Origin of the sequence: Citrifermentans bremense R1 (assembly GCF_000426865.1) — a bacterium.
In the GTDB taxonomy this organism is placed as follows: Bacteria; Desulfobacterota; Desulfuromonadia; order Geobacterales; family Geobacteraceae; genus Geomonas; species Geomonas bremensis.
In genome coordinates this window covers 354159-369469 of sequence record NZ_AUGE01000001.1, presented here as the reverse complement: position 1 = coordinate 369469, position 15311 = coordinate 354159, and the positions used below count along the sequence as shown (strand labels likewise).

The following is a 15311-nucleotide window of genomic DNA, read 5'->3' as shown; positions in this document are numbered from 1 at the left end:
TGCGGCTACCTGTTTAATCTTCTCCCGAAGTATAACCTGATTTTCCTCGACAAACAAAGTTAGGGGGCAAGCTCTGCCCCCGGGCACTGTCGGGTGTTTCATTGCCCCCTATGCTAAGGCTTCGTCGCCGTAAAGATCGCCCTCAGCGGCGCGGGGTGCCCTTCAATCGTCTTCTGTGCATCGTCCGGGTCGAGAAAATCGGCCAGCGACTCAAAGCGCATCCACTCGGTGGAGCGCTGCTCTTCGCGGCTGGTACGGTTGGTGTCGACGCAGGCAATACCGGTGAACCCGCAGCGCTCAAGCCACAAGGTCATCGCTGCAATGGACGGTATGAACCAGACGTTGCGCATCTTGGCGTAACGTCCAGGCGGCATGAAGATGGTCTCCCGATCCCCTTCCACAATCAGCGTCTCCAGAATCAATTCCCCACCCGGGCGCAGACACCCTTTCAGCTCGAAAAGATGGTCCAGCGGAGAACGGCGATGGTAAAGGACCCCCATGGAGAAGACGCTGTCGAAGCAGGCGAGGTTAGGGGGGACTTCCTCGATGCCGATGGGGATGACATGATGCTGCGGATCGCGAAGGTAGCGTTGCATCACCTGGAACTGCTGCACCGAAAGCAGGAAGGGCTCGATGCCGAGGACGAAGTCGGCGCCGGCGCCGCGCATGCGCCAGCCGTGATAGCCGTTGCCGCAGCCGACGTCGAGGACTTTGCGTCCCGTTAGGGGCTGTATGTGCGGCAAAACGCGCTCCCACTTCCAGTCGGAGCGCCACTCGGTATCGATCTCGATGCCGAAGAAGTTGTAGGGACCTTTGCGCCAGGGGTGAAAGGCCTGGAGGTGCGCCATCAGCTCTTGGCGGTCGAGTTGGCCGAGATCGTCGCTGCTGCCGATGCTGACGCTGTCCAGCAGCTCGATTCGGGAAGGGTGTATTTCCGGCAGCGATTGCATCGCGCTTTGCCAGCCGGCCATTTTGGCGGTACTTTCGAGGGCCAGTTTGTCCGGCAGGATCGCTTGCAGCTGTTCTGCCCAGCGCTCCTGACCCATCGCGGCTAGCTGGCGATAGAGGGCGTCGTAGTTGCTCATTTGAACGCGACCATGGAGGCGAAGTTGAAGCACTGGAACCAAAGCTCGGAGGAGGAGAAGCCCGCTGCCTGCAGCCGCTCCTGGTGGCAGGCGACCGTCTCGGGGATCATCACGTTTTCCAGCGCTGACCGCTTCTGGCTGATCTCCAGGTCGCTGTAGCCGTTGGCCCGTTTGAAGTCGTGATGCATTTCTACGTGAAAATGCTGTCGCGCCGGCTCGCTGAAAGCTATCTTTTCGGAGAGGATGAGGATGCCGCCCGGCCTGAGCCCGGCACGGATCCGCTTGATCAGTGCCAGGCGCTGCTCCTGGGGAATGAATTGCAGGGTGAAGTTTAGGACGACGACCGAGGCGTTCTCGATGACGACGTCCTGGATATCGGCACAGATCAGCGTCACCGGGACGGTCGGCTGGGAATCGCGTGCCAGGAGCTCGCGGCCCCGCTCGATCATGGCCGGGGAGTTGTCGACTGCGATGATGTCGCACCCGGGCTGGCTGATCCGCTGGCGCATGGAGAGGGTAGCTGCCCCGAGGGAGCAGCCGAGATCGTAGCAGTGGCTTCCGGGCTGGGCGTACTCGGCGGCGAGGATGCCGATGTTGGATATGATCATCCCGTAACCGGGGACCGAGCGTTGTATCATGTCGGGAAAGACTGCGACTACGCGTTCATCGAATTTAAAATCGATCATTTCCTGCAGGGGCGCAGCAAAGATATCGTCGGTTTTTCTGGTCACCTTCTTCTGGTCCTTTTCAAGCTGGGGTGTTGGGCAAAAAAAGAAAGTCGAAGATTAACTGGTTTGCCGCGGAACATCAACCCCTTGTTACGCGGCATGACTTTATCTTACTCCCTCCTCAGCTTGAACAACCTCAACTCCGCCCCTCCCTCCCATTGCGGCAGCCTCGGCAACGGCCCCTCGATCCTCACCAGTGGAGGCTCGCGATCTGCCAGTTCATTGATCTTTCCCCACAGCGTAATGTCCCCCCAGAACTGCGGCGGTTCATCGTGCGCGGAGACATATTTGAATATTTCCGCCGGGGTGCAGCAACCGGCTTCCATCGCCTCCAATGCCAGTTGTTGAAGCAGACCAAGCCCCGTCGCCGGGTCTGGCAGTTCCTTCAGCCATCGCTTCGCTGCAGCAGGAACCCAGGGGAGCGGCGCATTTGTGCACTCCGCAAGCGCCCCCTGCTCGACTTGATCCTGAAGCGCAAAAGCCCTGTCCACACGCTCCGCGAAAAGAAACTCGTCCGTCGTCACCGGGCTGCGCCGGTCGAACAAGGATGCAAGCTGCTCGGGAGAGAGCTGTCCCAGGCCGTGAAACGGTTCGACGCCGGGAAAGGCGTCGACGCAGAGGAGGGAAGCCTCCTCGCGCCCTAGATACTTCAGGCAGGCGAGGATGTGGCAAAGCATCGACTGGTCGAAGAGACAGGCGTCGAACCAGAGGATGATGTCAAACTCGGCCGCGCGTTCGAGTTTGCCGTACTGGGCGTTCAGGGTTTCAAGCACATACTCCCCGCTCAACCCGCCGCCGGTGAATTGTTCGATGAAACCGGCGCGGATCTCAAGCCCGGCGTCATCCGGCCATCCCGGCTCGCGTGGGCCGTCATAGAGGATGTCGTGCCAGACGAAGACCTCCCCGGGGAGGCCGCACTTGGCAAGAGCTGCCCCCGCGATGTCTCCGCTTGTGATGTGAAGAAGTGGTTTCATTGCATACTCCTGGCAGCTAGGCGGTCGCCTTCAAGAAAGGCTGCTTAAGCTGAGTGATGGTACTTTATAGTTAAGCCTCTGCTAACAATCAAGTTGTTTCTCTATGCTCGATGCGACCCACTGCGGTCATAAGGAAACAATTTGAAACCGATTGTCAAAACTGCTTGACATCAGAGAGGCTGGATTGTAATAATCACTTTCAAATTGACACATCTCTGTTTCAGGTCTGGATCAGAAGCATCTGCTTGTCAGGAGGGAATCCGATGGCGCCGCTTAGTGTTTTGCCGGGAAGGTTACGTTTCGAAGCAAACTGTCTCACAGGTCGCGGCAAGGTATGCGAGCTGCTGGAAGAGAGCATGCGTTCGCTGCCTGGCGTGAGCGAGGTGTCGGCAAGTCACAGAACCGGGCGAGTGCTTGTTCGGTTCGACGAGGCTGCTGTCTCCCGAACTGAGATAGAAGGGCATCTGACGAGCTCTCTTCAAACAGTGTCCCTGCACAAAGAGAACGGTGATCTGGCTCAGTTGCGGCGTATTTCCTCTGACCGCAATGAATCCTCAGTAGGCCACTTCGTTATGGAGATGGCCCTTCACGCGTTTCTTCCCGCTCCGCTTGATTTTCTTCTTCCTGCAGCAACTGCATTCCGCAAGTAAACCAGATCGGAGAATCAGTCGAACCTCCTACCGGCAGAAAACCCGCTTCGCAACTCAAAATACTCATATCACTCCATATTTCCTCCTTGACACAGCAAAACACTGAGATAGAGTTGTGCGAATTTTGCGATGAACTGTCAGTGGCTAAGTCCATTGGAGGTGCGTGATGGCAAGCAGCGAACGCAATGAGCACAAGGAACATTTGCAGCATAAAGAGCACAAGAAGCACCATGAGTCAGAGCACCATGAGCCAGAGCACCATGAGACAGAGAAGCGCACTAAGGATGAGTCCAAAAATCACGAGGAAGAGAGGGAGGAGCAGAATATGGAATCTGGTAAAGAAAAAGTGGAGGGTGTCATGGACGGCTTGCATTTGAAGAAACGGGACCTCTGGCTGGTGGCAGGGGGGGCGCTTGGAGCTCTCGCCGCGCTGGGGCTTGGCAAAGTCTCCTCCAAGGTACGCCCCGCGGCCGTGGGGGCTGTGCGCGAGGGGTACGCTTTCAAGGAGTGGATGGCTGGCAAAGCTGAGAAGGTGAAGGAGGACGTGGAAGACATCGTGGCCGAAGGGGTGCATCAGTACCATTCCAACGTGGCGGCCACAGCGGACTCGGTTCGCCGGGAGAAAGATGTCCTGGAAAAGATAGAGAAGATGGTTGAGGAAAAGCTTGCCAAGATGAAGACTGAGCAGGGGGAGGGGTAGCATGGAAAACAAAAGCAACGGAATGCGCAAGGGGATGGGTTATCTCGGCAACGCCCTGAAAGTAACGCTCGGCGCCGGGGTTGCCCTGGGGGGGGCTTACCTTGTCTCCAGGGTTTCAGAGAAGCAGGACACGGAGGCAAGCCTTTCGCGTTTGGAGCAGATGCTCTCGGAGCTCGCCACGAGCGATGAACCGGAAAAGAGGGTAGCGAAGCGGAGAAGGACGTGAAACGGAGGTAGCCATGGTCGTTGCAAGTCTTCTAAATGGACGGGTGAGGGTCAGGGACGAAGGGCTGAAAAAGCAACCGCTCCTGTCGCGGGTTACGGAAGCGCTTATTGCAACTCCGGGTGTGACCAGCGCGGAAGCCAACACGCGGGTGGGCAGCCTGCTGGTTTTCTACGACGCGGCGCTGGCGGCGGCGGAGCAGATACTCAAGCGCATCTCCGAGCTGCTCGATTCGCCGCAGGAGGCGCCACCTTCCGCAGAAGCTGAAGCCGGTGGAGCTACATCGAGACATTTTCCCTTTTCGCGGGGGATGTCTCTTTCCATCCTCCCCGCGCTGCGCAGGAGGGTGGTCAACTACGGGATGCTCGCCGCACTCGCCCTGAGTGTAGGCGCGGCCATCATCCATTTCAAAAAACTGCACGTCCTGACCGGGATCGTGTTCCTTGCCCTTTTCGGAGACCACCTCTACCAGAGACGAGGGCAGATGTTCGCATGAATCACAGCGTAATACAAGACATACCCGGAAGGCTCAGGGTCGCCCTTGTCCTCCCCAAGTTCCCGCCAGTGGACCACTGCCTGGTGGAGGCCCAGTTCAGGGACCTAGCCGGAGTCGAGCGGGCTTCCTTTTCTCCCAGGACCGCCACCTTGCTGGTGTGCTACGACCGCAAGAAGGCCACCCGCAGCGCGATCCTGGAGCGGGTGGCCGCCGCGCCCATCCCTTCCTCGCGTGGACCAAAGCCGCCGACGGAGCTGGAACAAAAGAAAAAGACGGCGCTACGCGCGGGAGTCATGCTTCTTGCCCGCCCCCTGATACCTCCCCCGATCCGGCCGGTGCTGGCCGTCTACGGCGCACTTCCCTACCTCAAGAAGGGGCTCTTTGCCCTGCGGCGGAAAGAGATGAACGTCGATCTGCTGGACGCCTCCGCCATCGGCGCCGCCGTGGTCACCCGCGAGTTCTTCACCGCGTCCGTGATTGTGACCCTGCTCAAGGTCGGCGATTATCTGGAGGAATGGACCCGCGGGGAATCGAGGCGCCTTATCTCCGACATGTTCCACACCGGCGACGAGTGGGCCTGGGTGGTGAGGGAAGAGGGAGAGGTCCTGGTTTCGCTGGAGGAAGTGGTGGAGGGAGACACGGTGATCGTCCGGATGGGGGGACTGATCCCGGTCGACGGTACGGTGCTCGACGGCGAAGCGCTGGTGAACCAGTCGAGCCTTACCGGCGAGGGGCTCCCGGTCGCGAAGAGAAAAGGAGTCACCGTCTACGCAGGCACCGCTATCGAGGAAGGGAGCCTCCGGATCCAGGCGACGCAGGTCGGCGATCAAACCCGCGCCGCCCGCGTGGTGAAGACCATCGAGGCGGCGGAGGTGGCCAAGGCTGAAAGCCAGAGCAAGAGCGAGGAGATGGCGGATCGCATCGTCCCGTATTCTTTCCTTTTGAGCGGCCTTACCTTCCTGGTCACCGGCAGTCTTTCCCGCTCCGCGGCCGTGCTGCTCGTCGACTATTCCTGCGCCATCAAGCTTTCCACGCCCCTGGCCATCCTCACCTCGCTTGCTCGCTCGGCGCGGCACCGGGTGCTCATCAAGGGGGGGAAGTACCTGGAGAAGCTTGCCCGTGCAGACGCGTTCGTGCTGGACAAGACCGGGACCCTTACCGAGGCAACCCCGGAGGTGGCCGACGTGGTGAGCCTGAACGGCTTCGAGAGGGAGTACGTGCTGAAACAGGCGGCCTGCGTGGAGGAGCATTTCCCCCACCCGGTCGCGAGCGCCGTGGTGCGCCGCGCGGCGGAGGAAGGGCTCTCCCATCTGGAAGAGCATGCCGAGGCCGAGTACATCCTGGCCCACGGCATAGCTTCCCGGCTGGAGGGGAAGAGGATCGTCGTCGGGAGCCGGCACTTCGTGCACGAGGACGAGGGGGTCGACGTTTCGGCAGGAGAGCCATACATCCTCGATTTTGCGCAGAAAGGGCATTCGGTCCTGTACGTGGCAGTCGGGGGGGAGTTGGCGGGTTTGATCGCGATTCACGATCCTTTGCGCCAGGACGCTCCGAAGTTCGTCGCCAGCCTGAAGGAGAGCGGGATCAAGAAGGTGGTCATGCTGACGGGAGACAACGAGGCCACGGCGCGGACCATCGCGGCGAGCATCGGCATAGACGACTACCACGCCCAGGCCCTGCCGGACCGTAAAGTGGAGGTAGTCAAGGAGCTGCAGGCGCAAGGCTATACCGTGGCCATGGTGGGTGACGGAATCAACGACTCGCCGGCGCTCTCGCAAGCCGACGTGGGGATCTCCATGCGCCATGGCGCCGACATCGCCCGCGAGGCCTGCGACGTCCTGCTCATGGACGGCACCCTGGAGGACATCCTGACCGCTCAAGCCGTCAGCAGGGAAGCGATGAGCCTTGTCGAGCATAATTTCCGCACCATAGTCGCAGTCAATTCAGCGGCGCTGTTGTTAGCGGTAACCGGTGCCGCTCCCCCTGTTTTTTCCGCCACTATCCACAACATGAGCACTATTGTCGTTGGGCTCAGGTCCTTGAAGCCGTTACGCAAAGCTGTAAATCATGGCGGCTGATGCGCCCTGCGGGCCCCCGGCCTTTCCAGGGCCGGGGCGCATGCTTGATCCTCAGGCTCCAGACGTTTGAGTATGAATCGCCAGTGACCACCGGCAAAATACTCACAGGGCAATATTCCTCAATACCCTCTCTTCCAAGTTTACTCTTCCCACACTCATCGTGAAGTTAGTCTTAGCACTCCGTTAGCTGCGTTCCTGAGAGGTGTTTCGCAACATCCTTGAGTTTTGCAGGATCTTTCTTCAACGAAGCCTACGGCCGGCCTGGGGGTCACCCATTAAAAGGCTGTCGGTCAAGGGCAAAATCGTCCCCTAAGCTTTTTTTCATGTTTTCTCTTTGTTTTGTTAGATGAGGATGATGATCCAGCCAAGGACAAGGACCAATGGGGGCAGCAAAACATCAGGAAGCAGCGCTCTCCAGTATGCTTTTGCCGTAGGGTAATGCTTCTGTCGCCTGAACACGAGCGCGAGAATAACGGCAGCTACCCACAGCAGTACAAAATATTTGATGCTGAGACCAGCGTACCTGTCCCAGTAAGTAAACTTTTCCGGGTCGCCGATTCCGGATTTGTCGAGTGCCCTATCTGATTGCGCAGCAGGACACAAGAAAAACAGCCACGAAGAAGAATTCAGCGGCTGAAAGGATGATTTGTAATATGTTTGATTTCTTCATTCGGTTCTTGTCGTTCAACGTGCACGAGGGTGTGCCGCTTGACGGCACCACCCGAGAGTTATACCAGTTTATTTTCAAGGAGATAGCGCGTACCCTCTTGATCTAATGACCATCCGATAGGTGTATATATGGTTTTTGAGGGTAAGGCTTCTTGTTTGACTTTTTTGGCTTTCTTCAGTTCAGCAAGATGAAATTCTATTAGTTGCGATTCCATGTTGAGGGATTGAGCTACTTGTTCTGTTTGAAGTTTTGGTTGTTTAAATAGCAGTTTCAATACTTCTAACTTCGTGTCGTCAAGGAGATTTTTATGAGATTCATATTTTTGAATTAGGTCGTCTCGCCTTTGTACTTCTTGCCTCAGATTTTCTGCTGTCGTCTCAAGCGTAGATACCTTCTGTTTAAGCGCGATATTCTCCTTTTCCATCTCTTCAAGCTCCGCTTTGTATCGCGCAGCACTCGGAATTTCTTTAAGCAAGTCAGCAATCCAACCCATGATATTCCCCCTTTATCTTGATGGGTATAACGATGTTATTGACCAGTTAGAAAAGCTTCTTATATAGGTAACCGGTATCCTATATAAGAAACTAGTTTCCTATATAGGATACCGGGGCTGGTTCCTTATATAAGTAACTTCTGTTTCTGGACGTACTACATAGCTGAGTGCGTTCGGGACTTCGAGCTCGTGCTTTCCTACATCTCCATAGCGCGAACTGGCCCTGGGAAAACCGTCTTACAGTTGTCAGCGTGTATCGCTTGGCACCGGCAGGCTTCAAGCTGATCTCCAAGGGGTTCCACAGTCTCCTGCTGTTCTCAGAAATGCTTAACGCACTCTAAATTAAAGCCGCCCCCCGATCAAGCTTGTTTTCCGCTACGTACGAACCTGTCTTCAGCTCGCACTCCTCAACGATTTCGGGAACGTCGCCGGGGCTGTCGAGGCAGCGGGACACTTCTCCAGGGGCTACTACCTCAGGGGGCGCGAAGAGTAGATGGCTCTTCGCGCGGCTCGGGGACAATGATCTCGACACCATTTTTTTCACGCGGAGTTACGCCCTTAACTTATCTGGTTTGACATGCTGTTTTATTTATGGTAATTAGGTACTCCAATACTATAATGAAGTGCGGGAAGCTGAAATTCCTGCGAGCCCGGGAGGAAGCCCGGAGGAAGCGGATCATGAAAACCGGTAAGAAAAGCACGAACTACAACCGAAGCGTCAGCCGCGCGCTGGACGTTCTGGAGCAGTTCCTCCTGGAGGACCACGAGATCGGTCTGACGGAGCTGAGCCGGCGCCTCAAGCTGCCTAAGAACAACATCTTCCGATTGCTGGCCACACTGCAGCTGCGTAACTACGTCTCCAAGGACCCGGTAACGGAGCGCTACCAATTGGGCTTCATGACGGTGGAACTAGCCCAGAAAGCTCTCCGGCAGCGGGGACTTGGGGGGGCTCGGACAGTTATGGAGCGGTTGGTGCGCGAGTGCAACGAGACAACCTGCGTCTCCATCATGTCGGACTTCAGCGTGATAAACCTCGACTCGGTGGAGTGCGACCATAACCTGCGGGTCATGCCGGCCTTAGGCGTGCAGCTTCCCGCCTACTGCACCGCGCCGGGGAAGTCGTTCATGGCGCATTTTGCCGATGAGGCGATCGCCAAGTACACCTCGAACAACAAGTTTGAAAAACACACGCCGCACACCATCACCGACGCGGAGAGCTGGAAGGACCAACTGCGGGAGATCGCCCGGCAGGGGTACGCGGTGGAGTCGGAGGAATTGAACCTTGGTGTGACCAGCGTCGGCGCCCCCATCCGCGATTACACCTCGCGCGTCATCGGAGCGGTGAGCATGCTCGGACCCTCGCAGCGCTTTCATCGGGAACGGATCGAGCAGGAGCTTGTGCCGCTTTTGAAACAGGGGGCAGCGGATATCTCCGCAGCACTCGGCTATTAAAGCGATGCCGGGGACTAGGGGCTGGGGGCTAGGGGCGTCTTTGCGGCTAACGGAAAGAAATTACAGGGGATTAGCGACATGAAATTCAACGGAACCGAATCCTATATAGCCACGGACGACTTGAAGCTTGCGGTCAATTCGGCCATGGTGCTGGGGCGCCCGCTGCTGGTGAAGGGGGAGCCGGGCACCGGCAAGACCATGCTGGCGGAGGAGGTGGCGCGGGCTTTGGACAAGCCGCTCTTCCAGTGGCACATCAAGTCGAGCACGAAGGCCCAGCAGGGGCTCTACGAGTACGACGCGGTCTCGCGCCTGCGCGACTCGCAGCTTGGCGATGCGCGGGTGCACGAGATAGGGAACTACATCGTGAAGGGGAAGCTCTGGGAGGCGTTCGAGTCGGAACGGCAGGCGGTGCTTCTCATCGACGAGGTGGACAAGGCGGATATCGAATTCCCGAACGACCTTTTGCGCGAGCTGGACCGGATGGAGTTCTACGTCTACGAGACCAAGGAGCTGGTGCAGGCGAAGCATCGCCCTGCGATCATCATCACCAGCAACAACGAAAAGGAGCTCCCGGACGCGTTCTTGCGCCGCTGCTTTTTTCATTACATCCGTTTCCCGGACCGGGAGACGCTGGAGAGCATCGTCTCGGTGCACTACCCCGGCCTGAACCGGGCCCTGGTGAAGGAGGCCCTGGAGGTGTTCCTCGGGGTGAGGGAGATGCCGGGGCTGAAGAAGAAACCATCGACTTCGGAGCTCCTCGACTGGCTGAAGATACTGGTCGCGGAAGGGGTTTCGCCGCAGGCGCTGCAGAAAGCGGGAAGTGAGAGGCAGATCCCCCCCTTGCACGGGGCGCTTCTCAAAAACGAGCAGGACCTGCAGCTCTTCCAGGGGCAGCCCCGGCGCTCGGGGCTGGGCTTCAGGACCTGAGGCGATGCTGATCGACTTCTTCCTCGGGCTCAAGCGCGCGGGCGTACCGGTGACGCTGAACGAGTTCCTGACCCTTTTGGAGGCGCTCAAAAAAAGGCTCGCCTTCGGCAGCGCCGAGGAGTTCTACTTCCTGGCGCGCCTGATCCTGGTGAAGAGCGAGGCCCACTTCGACAAGTTCGACCGGGTCTTCATGGAGTTTTTCGCGGGGGCGACGCTCGGTGGGGACGATCTCTTCGCGCAGATCCCCGAGGAGTGGCTGAGAAAGATCAAGGAGAAGTTCCTCTCGGAGGAGGAAAAGCGGCAGATCCAGGCTCTGGGCGGGCTGGACAAGCTCCTGGAGACCCTGAGGCAAAGGCTTGCCGAGCAGAAGGAGCGGCACCAGGGGGGGAGCAAGTGGGTCGGCACCGGCGGCACCTCGCCCTTCGGCGCCTACGGCTACAACCCGGAGGGGATACGGATCGGCCAGGCGGAGTCGCGCCACCGGCGGGCGGTGAAGGTGTGGGACAAGCGGGAGTTTAGAAACCTCGACGGCTCGGTGGAGCTCGGGACCCGCAACATGAAGATGGCCCTGCGCCGGGTGCGCGATTTTGCCCGCGAGGGGGCGAGGGAAGAGCTGGATCTCCCGGGAACCATTCGCGCCACCGCCAACAACGCCGGCTATCTCGATCTGCGCATGGTCCCGGAGCGGCACAACAAGGTGAAGGTGCTCCTGCTTCTGGACGTGGGAGGCTCGATGGACCCCCACGTGGAGCAGTGCGAGCAGCTCTTTTGCGCGACCCGCAGCGAATTCAAGCACCTGGAGCATTTCTACTTCCACAACTGCGTCTACGAAAAGGTGTGGCGCGACAACCTGCGCCGCCGTCAGCATCACCTCCCCACCTTCGACCTGATCCACCAGTTCGGCCCGGACTGGAAGCTGATCCTCGTAGGAGACGCGACCATGGGCCCCTACGAGATCGAGTGGCCCGGCGGAAGCGTGGAGCACGACAACGATGAGCCGGGATCGACCTGGCTTAACCGGCTTTTGACCCAGTACCCGCGCGCGGTCTGGCTGAACCCGGCGCCGCAGCGGGAGTGGGAATGGACCCGGTCGGTGAGCCTCATCCGGCAGTTGATGGGGGAGCGCATGTTCCCCCTGACCCTGGACGGGGTAGGGGAGGCGGTCGAGTTGTTGAACAGGTAAACGCCACCTTGAGGAGTTTCCCATGCCGTCATACAACGGATTCGAGCAGGGCCCGATCCGCCCACCCAGCGAAGCAGACAGCCTCCTGATCCGGGTGAACCGGAACTGCCCCTGGAACCGCTGCACCTTCTGCTCCATCTACAAGAAACAGAAGTTCTCCATCCGTCCGGTCGAGGACGTCATCCGCGACATCGACACCATTTACCATTTGATCACAAACATCGCTCAAGGCGTGCCGCCGCAGAACCTGCGGGGGGACCACCAGGGGGTGCTGGCGGCCTGGAGCTGGTATTGCTCCGGGATGCAATCGGTCTTTTTGCAGGATGCCGACTGCTTCACCTACCGTCCCGAAAACCTGGCGCGGATTCTCAACCACCTTAAGGAGAGGTTCCCCGGGGTGAAGAGGATCACCTGCTATGCCCGCTCCGAGAGCCTCGCCCGTACCCCTGACGCAGCCCTGAGGGAGTTGGCCGCGGCGGGGCTGAACAGGATCCACGTGGGGATGGAGACCGGTTCGGAAACGCTGCTAAGGCTTGTGCGCAAAGGGGTGGACAAAGAGGGGCAGGTTCAAGCCGGGCTCAATGTGAAGGGGGCGGGAATCGAGCTCTCCGAATACTTCCTCGCGGGGCTGGGCGGCACCGAGCTTTCCCGCGAGCATGCCGAGGAGAGCGCCGAGGTGATCAACAGGATCAATCCCGACTTCATCCGCTTCAGGAACCTGCACATCCGGGAAGGGATCGACCTCTTCCCGGGAAGCTCGGACAAGAGCTTCCGCTTCGCGCCGGACGCGGTTTTGGCCCGGGAGATCGGCACCTTCCTGGAAAACCTCGACGGTATCGCCAGCGCGGTGAGAAGCGACCATGCCTTCAACCTGTTTCAGGAGATAAACGGCGCTTTGCCCTCAGGCAAGGAGCGCCTGGTCGCGGTCCCAAGGAGGTTCCTGGAGTTGGAGCCGGAAGAGCGGATGCTGTTCCAGGTCGGGAAGAGGACGGGGCATCTGCAGCGCCTGGACGATCTGACGCGCCCGGAGCAGGTCGAGCCGGTGCGCAAGATCTGCAGGCAATCGGGAATCACGGCCTCCAACGTCGATGAGCGGATGCACGAGTTGATGCAGGACAGGCTGCGAAGGGGCATCTACGGGTAGCTCGGGCGAAGCGCGTTGCGATGCGCTTGCCGCTCCGGATTCCCTTAATGTTCCTGTCGTTCGTTGATGCATATTTTAAAACGATGTGCTATTATCCTGTACACATTTTCATTTTAATGAATACGGTGACGCCATGGCCTTGTCGAGCGATCCTGCTGCGGAGTTTTTCCTAGGTAAATTCAGCAATTTGGAACAGCTGTTCGGTCAGGCCCAGTTCGGTGTTTCCATCATAGACTGCGACCTGCGCTACATCTACGTCAACGACCGGATGGCAGCGATCAACGCCGTGCCCCCAAAAGAGCATCTGGGGAAGACCATAAGGGAGATCGACCGCTTCGTCGCTCTGGTGGTGGAGCCGTTGCTGAACCGGACCATCCATGAGGATCATTCCTTCGTCGACCTTGAGATACGGCTGTCGAAACCGGGCGACCCCCAGGAGAGATCCTGGTTGATCTGCTCTTATCCCCTAAAGGAGAGCGACGGTTCCGTGACCCGCTGTGGCCTGGTGGTTCAGGACATAACCGAGGTGAAGCTAAGGCAGAGCCTGCAGACAGAGCGGCTGCAGGTAGAGGCTTTCCTCTCCAACCTCTCCTCCGCCTTCATCAACGTGCCGGTGAGCGAGGTGGATCGAAAGATAGAAAAAGGTCTGCAAAAGGTCGTCAATTTTCTCGGTTTCGAAAGAAGCAGTATCTGGTACTTCACCCCTGATCGCAGCCGTCTGCGCATCACCCATTCCTACGCACTTCCCGGCGTCAAGCCACCCCCGACAGAACTGGTGAACCTGATCCCGATATGGATGGACATGATCCAGCTTGGGGAGATCTTCCGCGTCTCCGACGTTGAGGAACTGTCGGACAGGTTCTGGAGGGAAAAGCAGTATTGCAAGGACCAGGGCGGCATCAAGTCCATCATGTTCATTCCCGCCAGCGTCGGCGGCACCATAGTCGGCGCCATCACCTTCGTTTCCTACAGCGTCAAGAAAGAGTGGCCCGACGAACTGACTCAGAGGCTCCGCCTTTTATGGGAGGTTTTCGCCAACGCCCTCGAGCGCAAATGGGCCGACCAGAAAATCCAGAACGCCCTTGCGGAAATACGGCAGCTGAAGGACCGCTTGGAGGCGGAAAACGTCTATCTGCGCGATCAGATCGACGTGGAATACAAGCACGAGGAGATCATCGGCAAATCGGAAGCAATACGCAACGTGCTGCAGCAGATACAGCAGGTGGCGGCCACCGATTCCACCGTGCTCATCCTGGGCGAAACCGGCACCGGCAAGGAACTGATAGCGAGGGCGATCCACAACGCCGGCCAGCGCAAGGCCCGCGCCATGATCAAGGTGAACTGCGCCGCACTGCCGGCAGCCCTCATCGAGGCGGAGCTGTTCGGTCATGAAAAAGGGGCCTATACCGGAGCCGTCTCCTCCCAGATCGGGCGCTTCGAGGCGGCAAACGGCTCCACCATCTTCCTGGACGAGATAGGGGAACTCCCCCTGGAGCTGCAGTCGAAGCTGCTGCGGGTCATCCAGGAGGGGCAATTCGAGCGCCTGGGAAACCCGAAGCCGGTCAAGGCGGATGTGAGGGTGATCGCCGCGACCAACGTGAGCCTGGCGCAGGCAGTGAAGGAAGGAAAATTCCGGGAGGACCTATATTACAGGCTCAACGTCTTCCCTATTTTCGTCCCCCCGCTGCGCGACCGGCAGGAGGACATACCGCTGCTGGTATGGGCGATGGTGGAGGAGTTCTCCAAGGTTTTCGGCAAGACCATCGAGCGCATTCCCAGGAAAAACATGGAGATCATGGAGCGGTACCGGTGGCCGGGAAACATAAGGGAGCTGAGAAACCTCGTGGAACGGGCCATGATCCTCAGTAACGGCGGCACCCTTGTGGTCGCCATCCAGGACGGATCCGGCGCGACCGCAAACGAGCCGATGACGATGGAAGCCGCGGAAAGAAAGCATATAGGCTTCATACTGGAAAAGACGGGGTGGCGCATCCGCGGCAAGGGTGGCGCGGCCGAAATTCTCGACATGAAACCCACCACGCTGCATTCCCGGATCAAGAAGCTCGGCGTCAAAAGAAAGAACGGAACGCTCGAACCGCCCCCCGCTGCAGAGAAACCAACACGCTGATCACTTCTTCACCTGCCCCCACCCCCTCACCCCCGCCCCTCTCCCAGAGGGCGAGGGGAGACAAACCTCCCTTGAACGCTGCTTCACCCCGACGAAATATCGTCTCCTGTACGAAATATCGTCTCCCCTCGCTTGCCTGCATCAGAACCCCGGTAATCCTCCCCTTTTCACGCCGCTTGTCGCCCCTTCGGGGGTACTGCAAAGCCCTTCCTCGAAATCCCCCGACGAAATATCGCCGCTGTCCGCGAATTTAATAAAACAGCGTCAGCTGATGCGTGATGAATTTTAATCAATTATATTGATAACTTGCACGTGTCGACTCGAATAAAATATTCCTTGGCATGTTTGATGTATAACACCAGTTTACTAATTCGGCGGTT

At 58.5% G+C, this 15311-nt stretch carries 14 protein-coding genes; 10 read left to right on the top strand and 4 right to left on the bottom strand.

Annotated features, from left to right (window positions below; genetic code table 11):
• Positions 1 to 113: 113 nt before the first annotated feature.
• The 3 genes from cmoB to K419_RS0101665 all read right to left on the bottom strand — a co-directional run bounded on the left by cmoB (position 114) and on the right by K419_RS0101665 (position 2787).
• Positions 114 to 1085 (bottom strand): tRNA 5-methoxyuridine(34)/uridine 5-oxyacetic acid(34) synthase CmoB, encoded by a 972-nt coding sequence (gene cmoB, locus K419_RS0101675; protein WP_026840044.1) that lies wholly within the window; start codon positions 1083 to 1085, stop codon positions 114 to 116.
• Positions 1082 to 1816 (bottom strand): carboxy-S-adenosyl-L-methionine synthase CmoA, encoded by a 735-nt coding sequence (cmoA, locus tag K419_RS0101670; protein WP_026840043.1) that lies wholly within the window; start codon positions 1814 to 1816, stop codon positions 1082 to 1084. The genes cmoB and cmoA overlap by 4 nt, the downstream gene beginning before the upstream one ends.
• Positions 1817 to 1923: 107 nt before the next feature.
• Entirely contained in the window at positions 1924 to 2787 is an 864-nt protein-coding gene (locus K419_RS0101665; protein WP_026840042.1) for a hypothetical protein, read from the bottom strand.
• Positions 2788 to 3050: 263 nt separating this feature from the next.
• On the opposite strand from K419_RS0101665, the gene K419_RS0101660 reads away from it, so the two are divergent.
• The 5 genes from K419_RS0101660 to K419_RS0101640 all read left to right on the top strand — a co-directional run bounded on the left by K419_RS0101660 (position 3051) and on the right by K419_RS0101640 (position 6934).
• The gene (locus K419_RS0101660; RefSeq protein WP_026840041.1) at positions 3051 to 3437 is read left to right on the top strand and encodes an HMA2 domain-containing protein; all 387 of its coding nucleotides are present in this window, start codon (positions 3051 to 3053) and stop codon (positions 3435 to 3437) included.
• 358 nt (positions 3438 to 3795) lie between these two features.
• Positions 3796 to 4137, top strand: a complete 342-nt coding sequence (locus K419_RS0101655; RefSeq protein ID WP_226377606.1) for a hypothetical protein — start codon at positions 3796 to 3798, stop codon at positions 4135 to 4137.
• A gap of 1 nt (position 4138) precedes the next feature.
• Positions 4139 to 4363 (top strand): hypothetical protein, encoded by a 225-nt coding sequence (locus K419_RS0101650; protein WP_026840039.1) that lies wholly within the window; start codon positions 4139 to 4141, stop codon positions 4361 to 4363.
• A 13-nt stretch (positions 4364 to 4376) separates the two neighbouring features.
• Positions 4377 to 4856 carry a heavy-metal-associated domain-containing protein gene (locus K419_RS22685; RefSeq protein ID WP_051292827.1) on the top strand — a complete coding sequence of 160 codons (480 nt, stop codon included), beginning with the start codon at positions 4377 to 4379 and terminating at the stop codon, positions 4854 to 4856.
• Positions 4853 to 6934: a heavy metal translocating P-type ATPase gene (locus K419_RS0101640; RefSeq protein ID WP_026840038.1), complete on the top strand. Its 2082-nt coding sequence runs from the start codon at positions 4853 to 4855 to the stop codon at positions 6932 to 6934. The genes K419_RS22685 and K419_RS0101640 overlap by 4 nt, the downstream gene beginning before the upstream one ends.
• 728 nt (positions 6935 to 7662) lie before the next feature.
• Here K419_RS0101640 and K419_RS0101635 read toward each other — a convergent pair.
• Positions 7663 to 8097, bottom strand: a complete 435-nt coding sequence (locus tag K419_RS0101635) for a transcriptional regulator (protein WP_026840037.1) — start codon at positions 8095 to 8097, stop codon at positions 7663 to 7665.
• 678 nt (positions 8098 to 8775) lie between these two features.
• Here K419_RS0101635 and K419_RS0101630 point away from each other — a divergent pair.
• The 5 genes from K419_RS0101630 (at position 8776) to K419_RS0101610 (ending at position 14931) form a co-directional block, all read left to right on the top strand.
• Positions 8776 to 9549 carry an IclR family transcriptional regulator gene (locus K419_RS0101630; protein ID WP_026840036.1) on the top strand — a complete coding sequence of 258 codons (774 nt, stop codon included), beginning with the start codon at positions 8776 to 8778 and terminating at the stop codon, positions 9547 to 9549.
• A 78-nt stretch (positions 9550 to 9627) separates the two neighbouring features.
• Positions 9628 to 10476 carry an AAA family ATPase gene (locus K419_RS0101625; RefSeq protein WP_026840035.1) on the top strand — a complete coding sequence of 283 codons (849 nt, stop codon included), beginning with the start codon at positions 9628 to 9630 and terminating at the stop codon, positions 10474 to 10476.
• A gap of 4 nt (positions 10477 to 10480) precedes the next feature.
• A complete protein-coding gene (locus K419_RS0101620) occupies positions 10481 to 11659 on the top strand; it encodes a vWA domain-containing protein (RefSeq protein WP_026840034.1) in 1179 nt (392 codons plus the stop codon).
• 22 nt (positions 11660 to 11681) lie between these two features.
• Positions 11682 to 12803, top strand: coding sequence for a radical SAM protein (locus tag K419_RS0101615; RefSeq protein WP_026840033.1), 1122 nt, complete (start codon positions 11682 to 11684; stop codon positions 12801 to 12803).
• A 133-nt stretch (positions 12804 to 12936) separates the two neighbouring features.
• Complete coding sequence (locus tag K419_RS0101610; protein WP_026840032.1) at positions 12937 to 14931, top strand: sigma 54-interacting transcriptional regulator; 1995 nt, start codon at positions 12937 to 12939, stop codon at positions 14929 to 14931.
• The last annotated feature ends 380 nt before the right edge of the window (positions 14932 to 15311 follow it).

Coding starts and splice junctions, on each gene's coding strand:
- K419_RS0101625 (WP_026840035.1), top strand. CDS start 9,628: ATGAAATTCAACGGAACCGAATCCTATATAGCCACGGACGACTTGAAG.
- K419_RS22685 (WP_051292827.1), top strand. CDS start 4,377: ATGGTCGTTGCAAGTCTTCTAAATGGACGGGTGAGGGTCAGGGACGAA.
- K419_RS0101635 (WP_026840037.1), bottom strand. CDS start 8,097: ATGGGTTGGATTGCTGACTTGCTTAAAGAAATTCCGAGTGCTGCGCGA.
- K419_RS0101615 (WP_026840033.1), top strand. CDS start 11,682: ATGCCGTCATACAACGGATTCGAGCAGGGCCCGATCCGCCCACCCAGC.
- K419_RS0101660 (WP_026840041.1), top strand. CDS start 3,051: ATGGCGCCGCTTAGTGTTTTGCCGGGAAGGTTACGTTTCGAAGCAAAC.
- cmoB (WP_026840044.1), bottom strand. CDS start 1,085: ATGAGCAACTACGACGCCCTCTATCGCCAGCTAGCCGCGATGGGTCAG.
- K419_RS0101610 (WP_026840032.1), top strand. CDS start 12,937: ATGGCCTTGTCGAGCGATCCTGCTGCGGAGTTTTTCCTAGGTAAATTC.
- K419_RS0101640 (WP_026840038.1), top strand. CDS start 4,853: ATGAATCACAGCGTAATACAAGACATACCCGGAAGGCTCAGGGTCGCC.
- K419_RS0101620 (WP_026840034.1), top strand. CDS start 10,481: ATGCTGATCGACTTCTTCCTCGGGCTCAAGCGCGCGGGCGTACCGGTG.
- K419_RS0101665 (WP_026840042.1), bottom strand. CDS start 2,787: ATGAAACCACTTCTTCACATCACAAGCGGAGACATCGCGGGGGCAGCT.
- K419_RS0101650 (WP_026840039.1), top strand. CDS start 4,139: ATGGAAAACAAAAGCAACGGAATGCGCAAGGGGATGGGTTATCTCGGC.
- K419_RS0101630 (WP_026840036.1), top strand. CDS start 8,776: ATGAAAACCGGTAAGAAAAGCACGAACTACAACCGAAGCGTCAGCCGC.
- K419_RS0101655 (WP_226377606.1), top strand. CDS start 3,796: ATGGACGGCTTGCATTTGAAGAAACGGGACCTCTGGCTGGTGGCAGGG.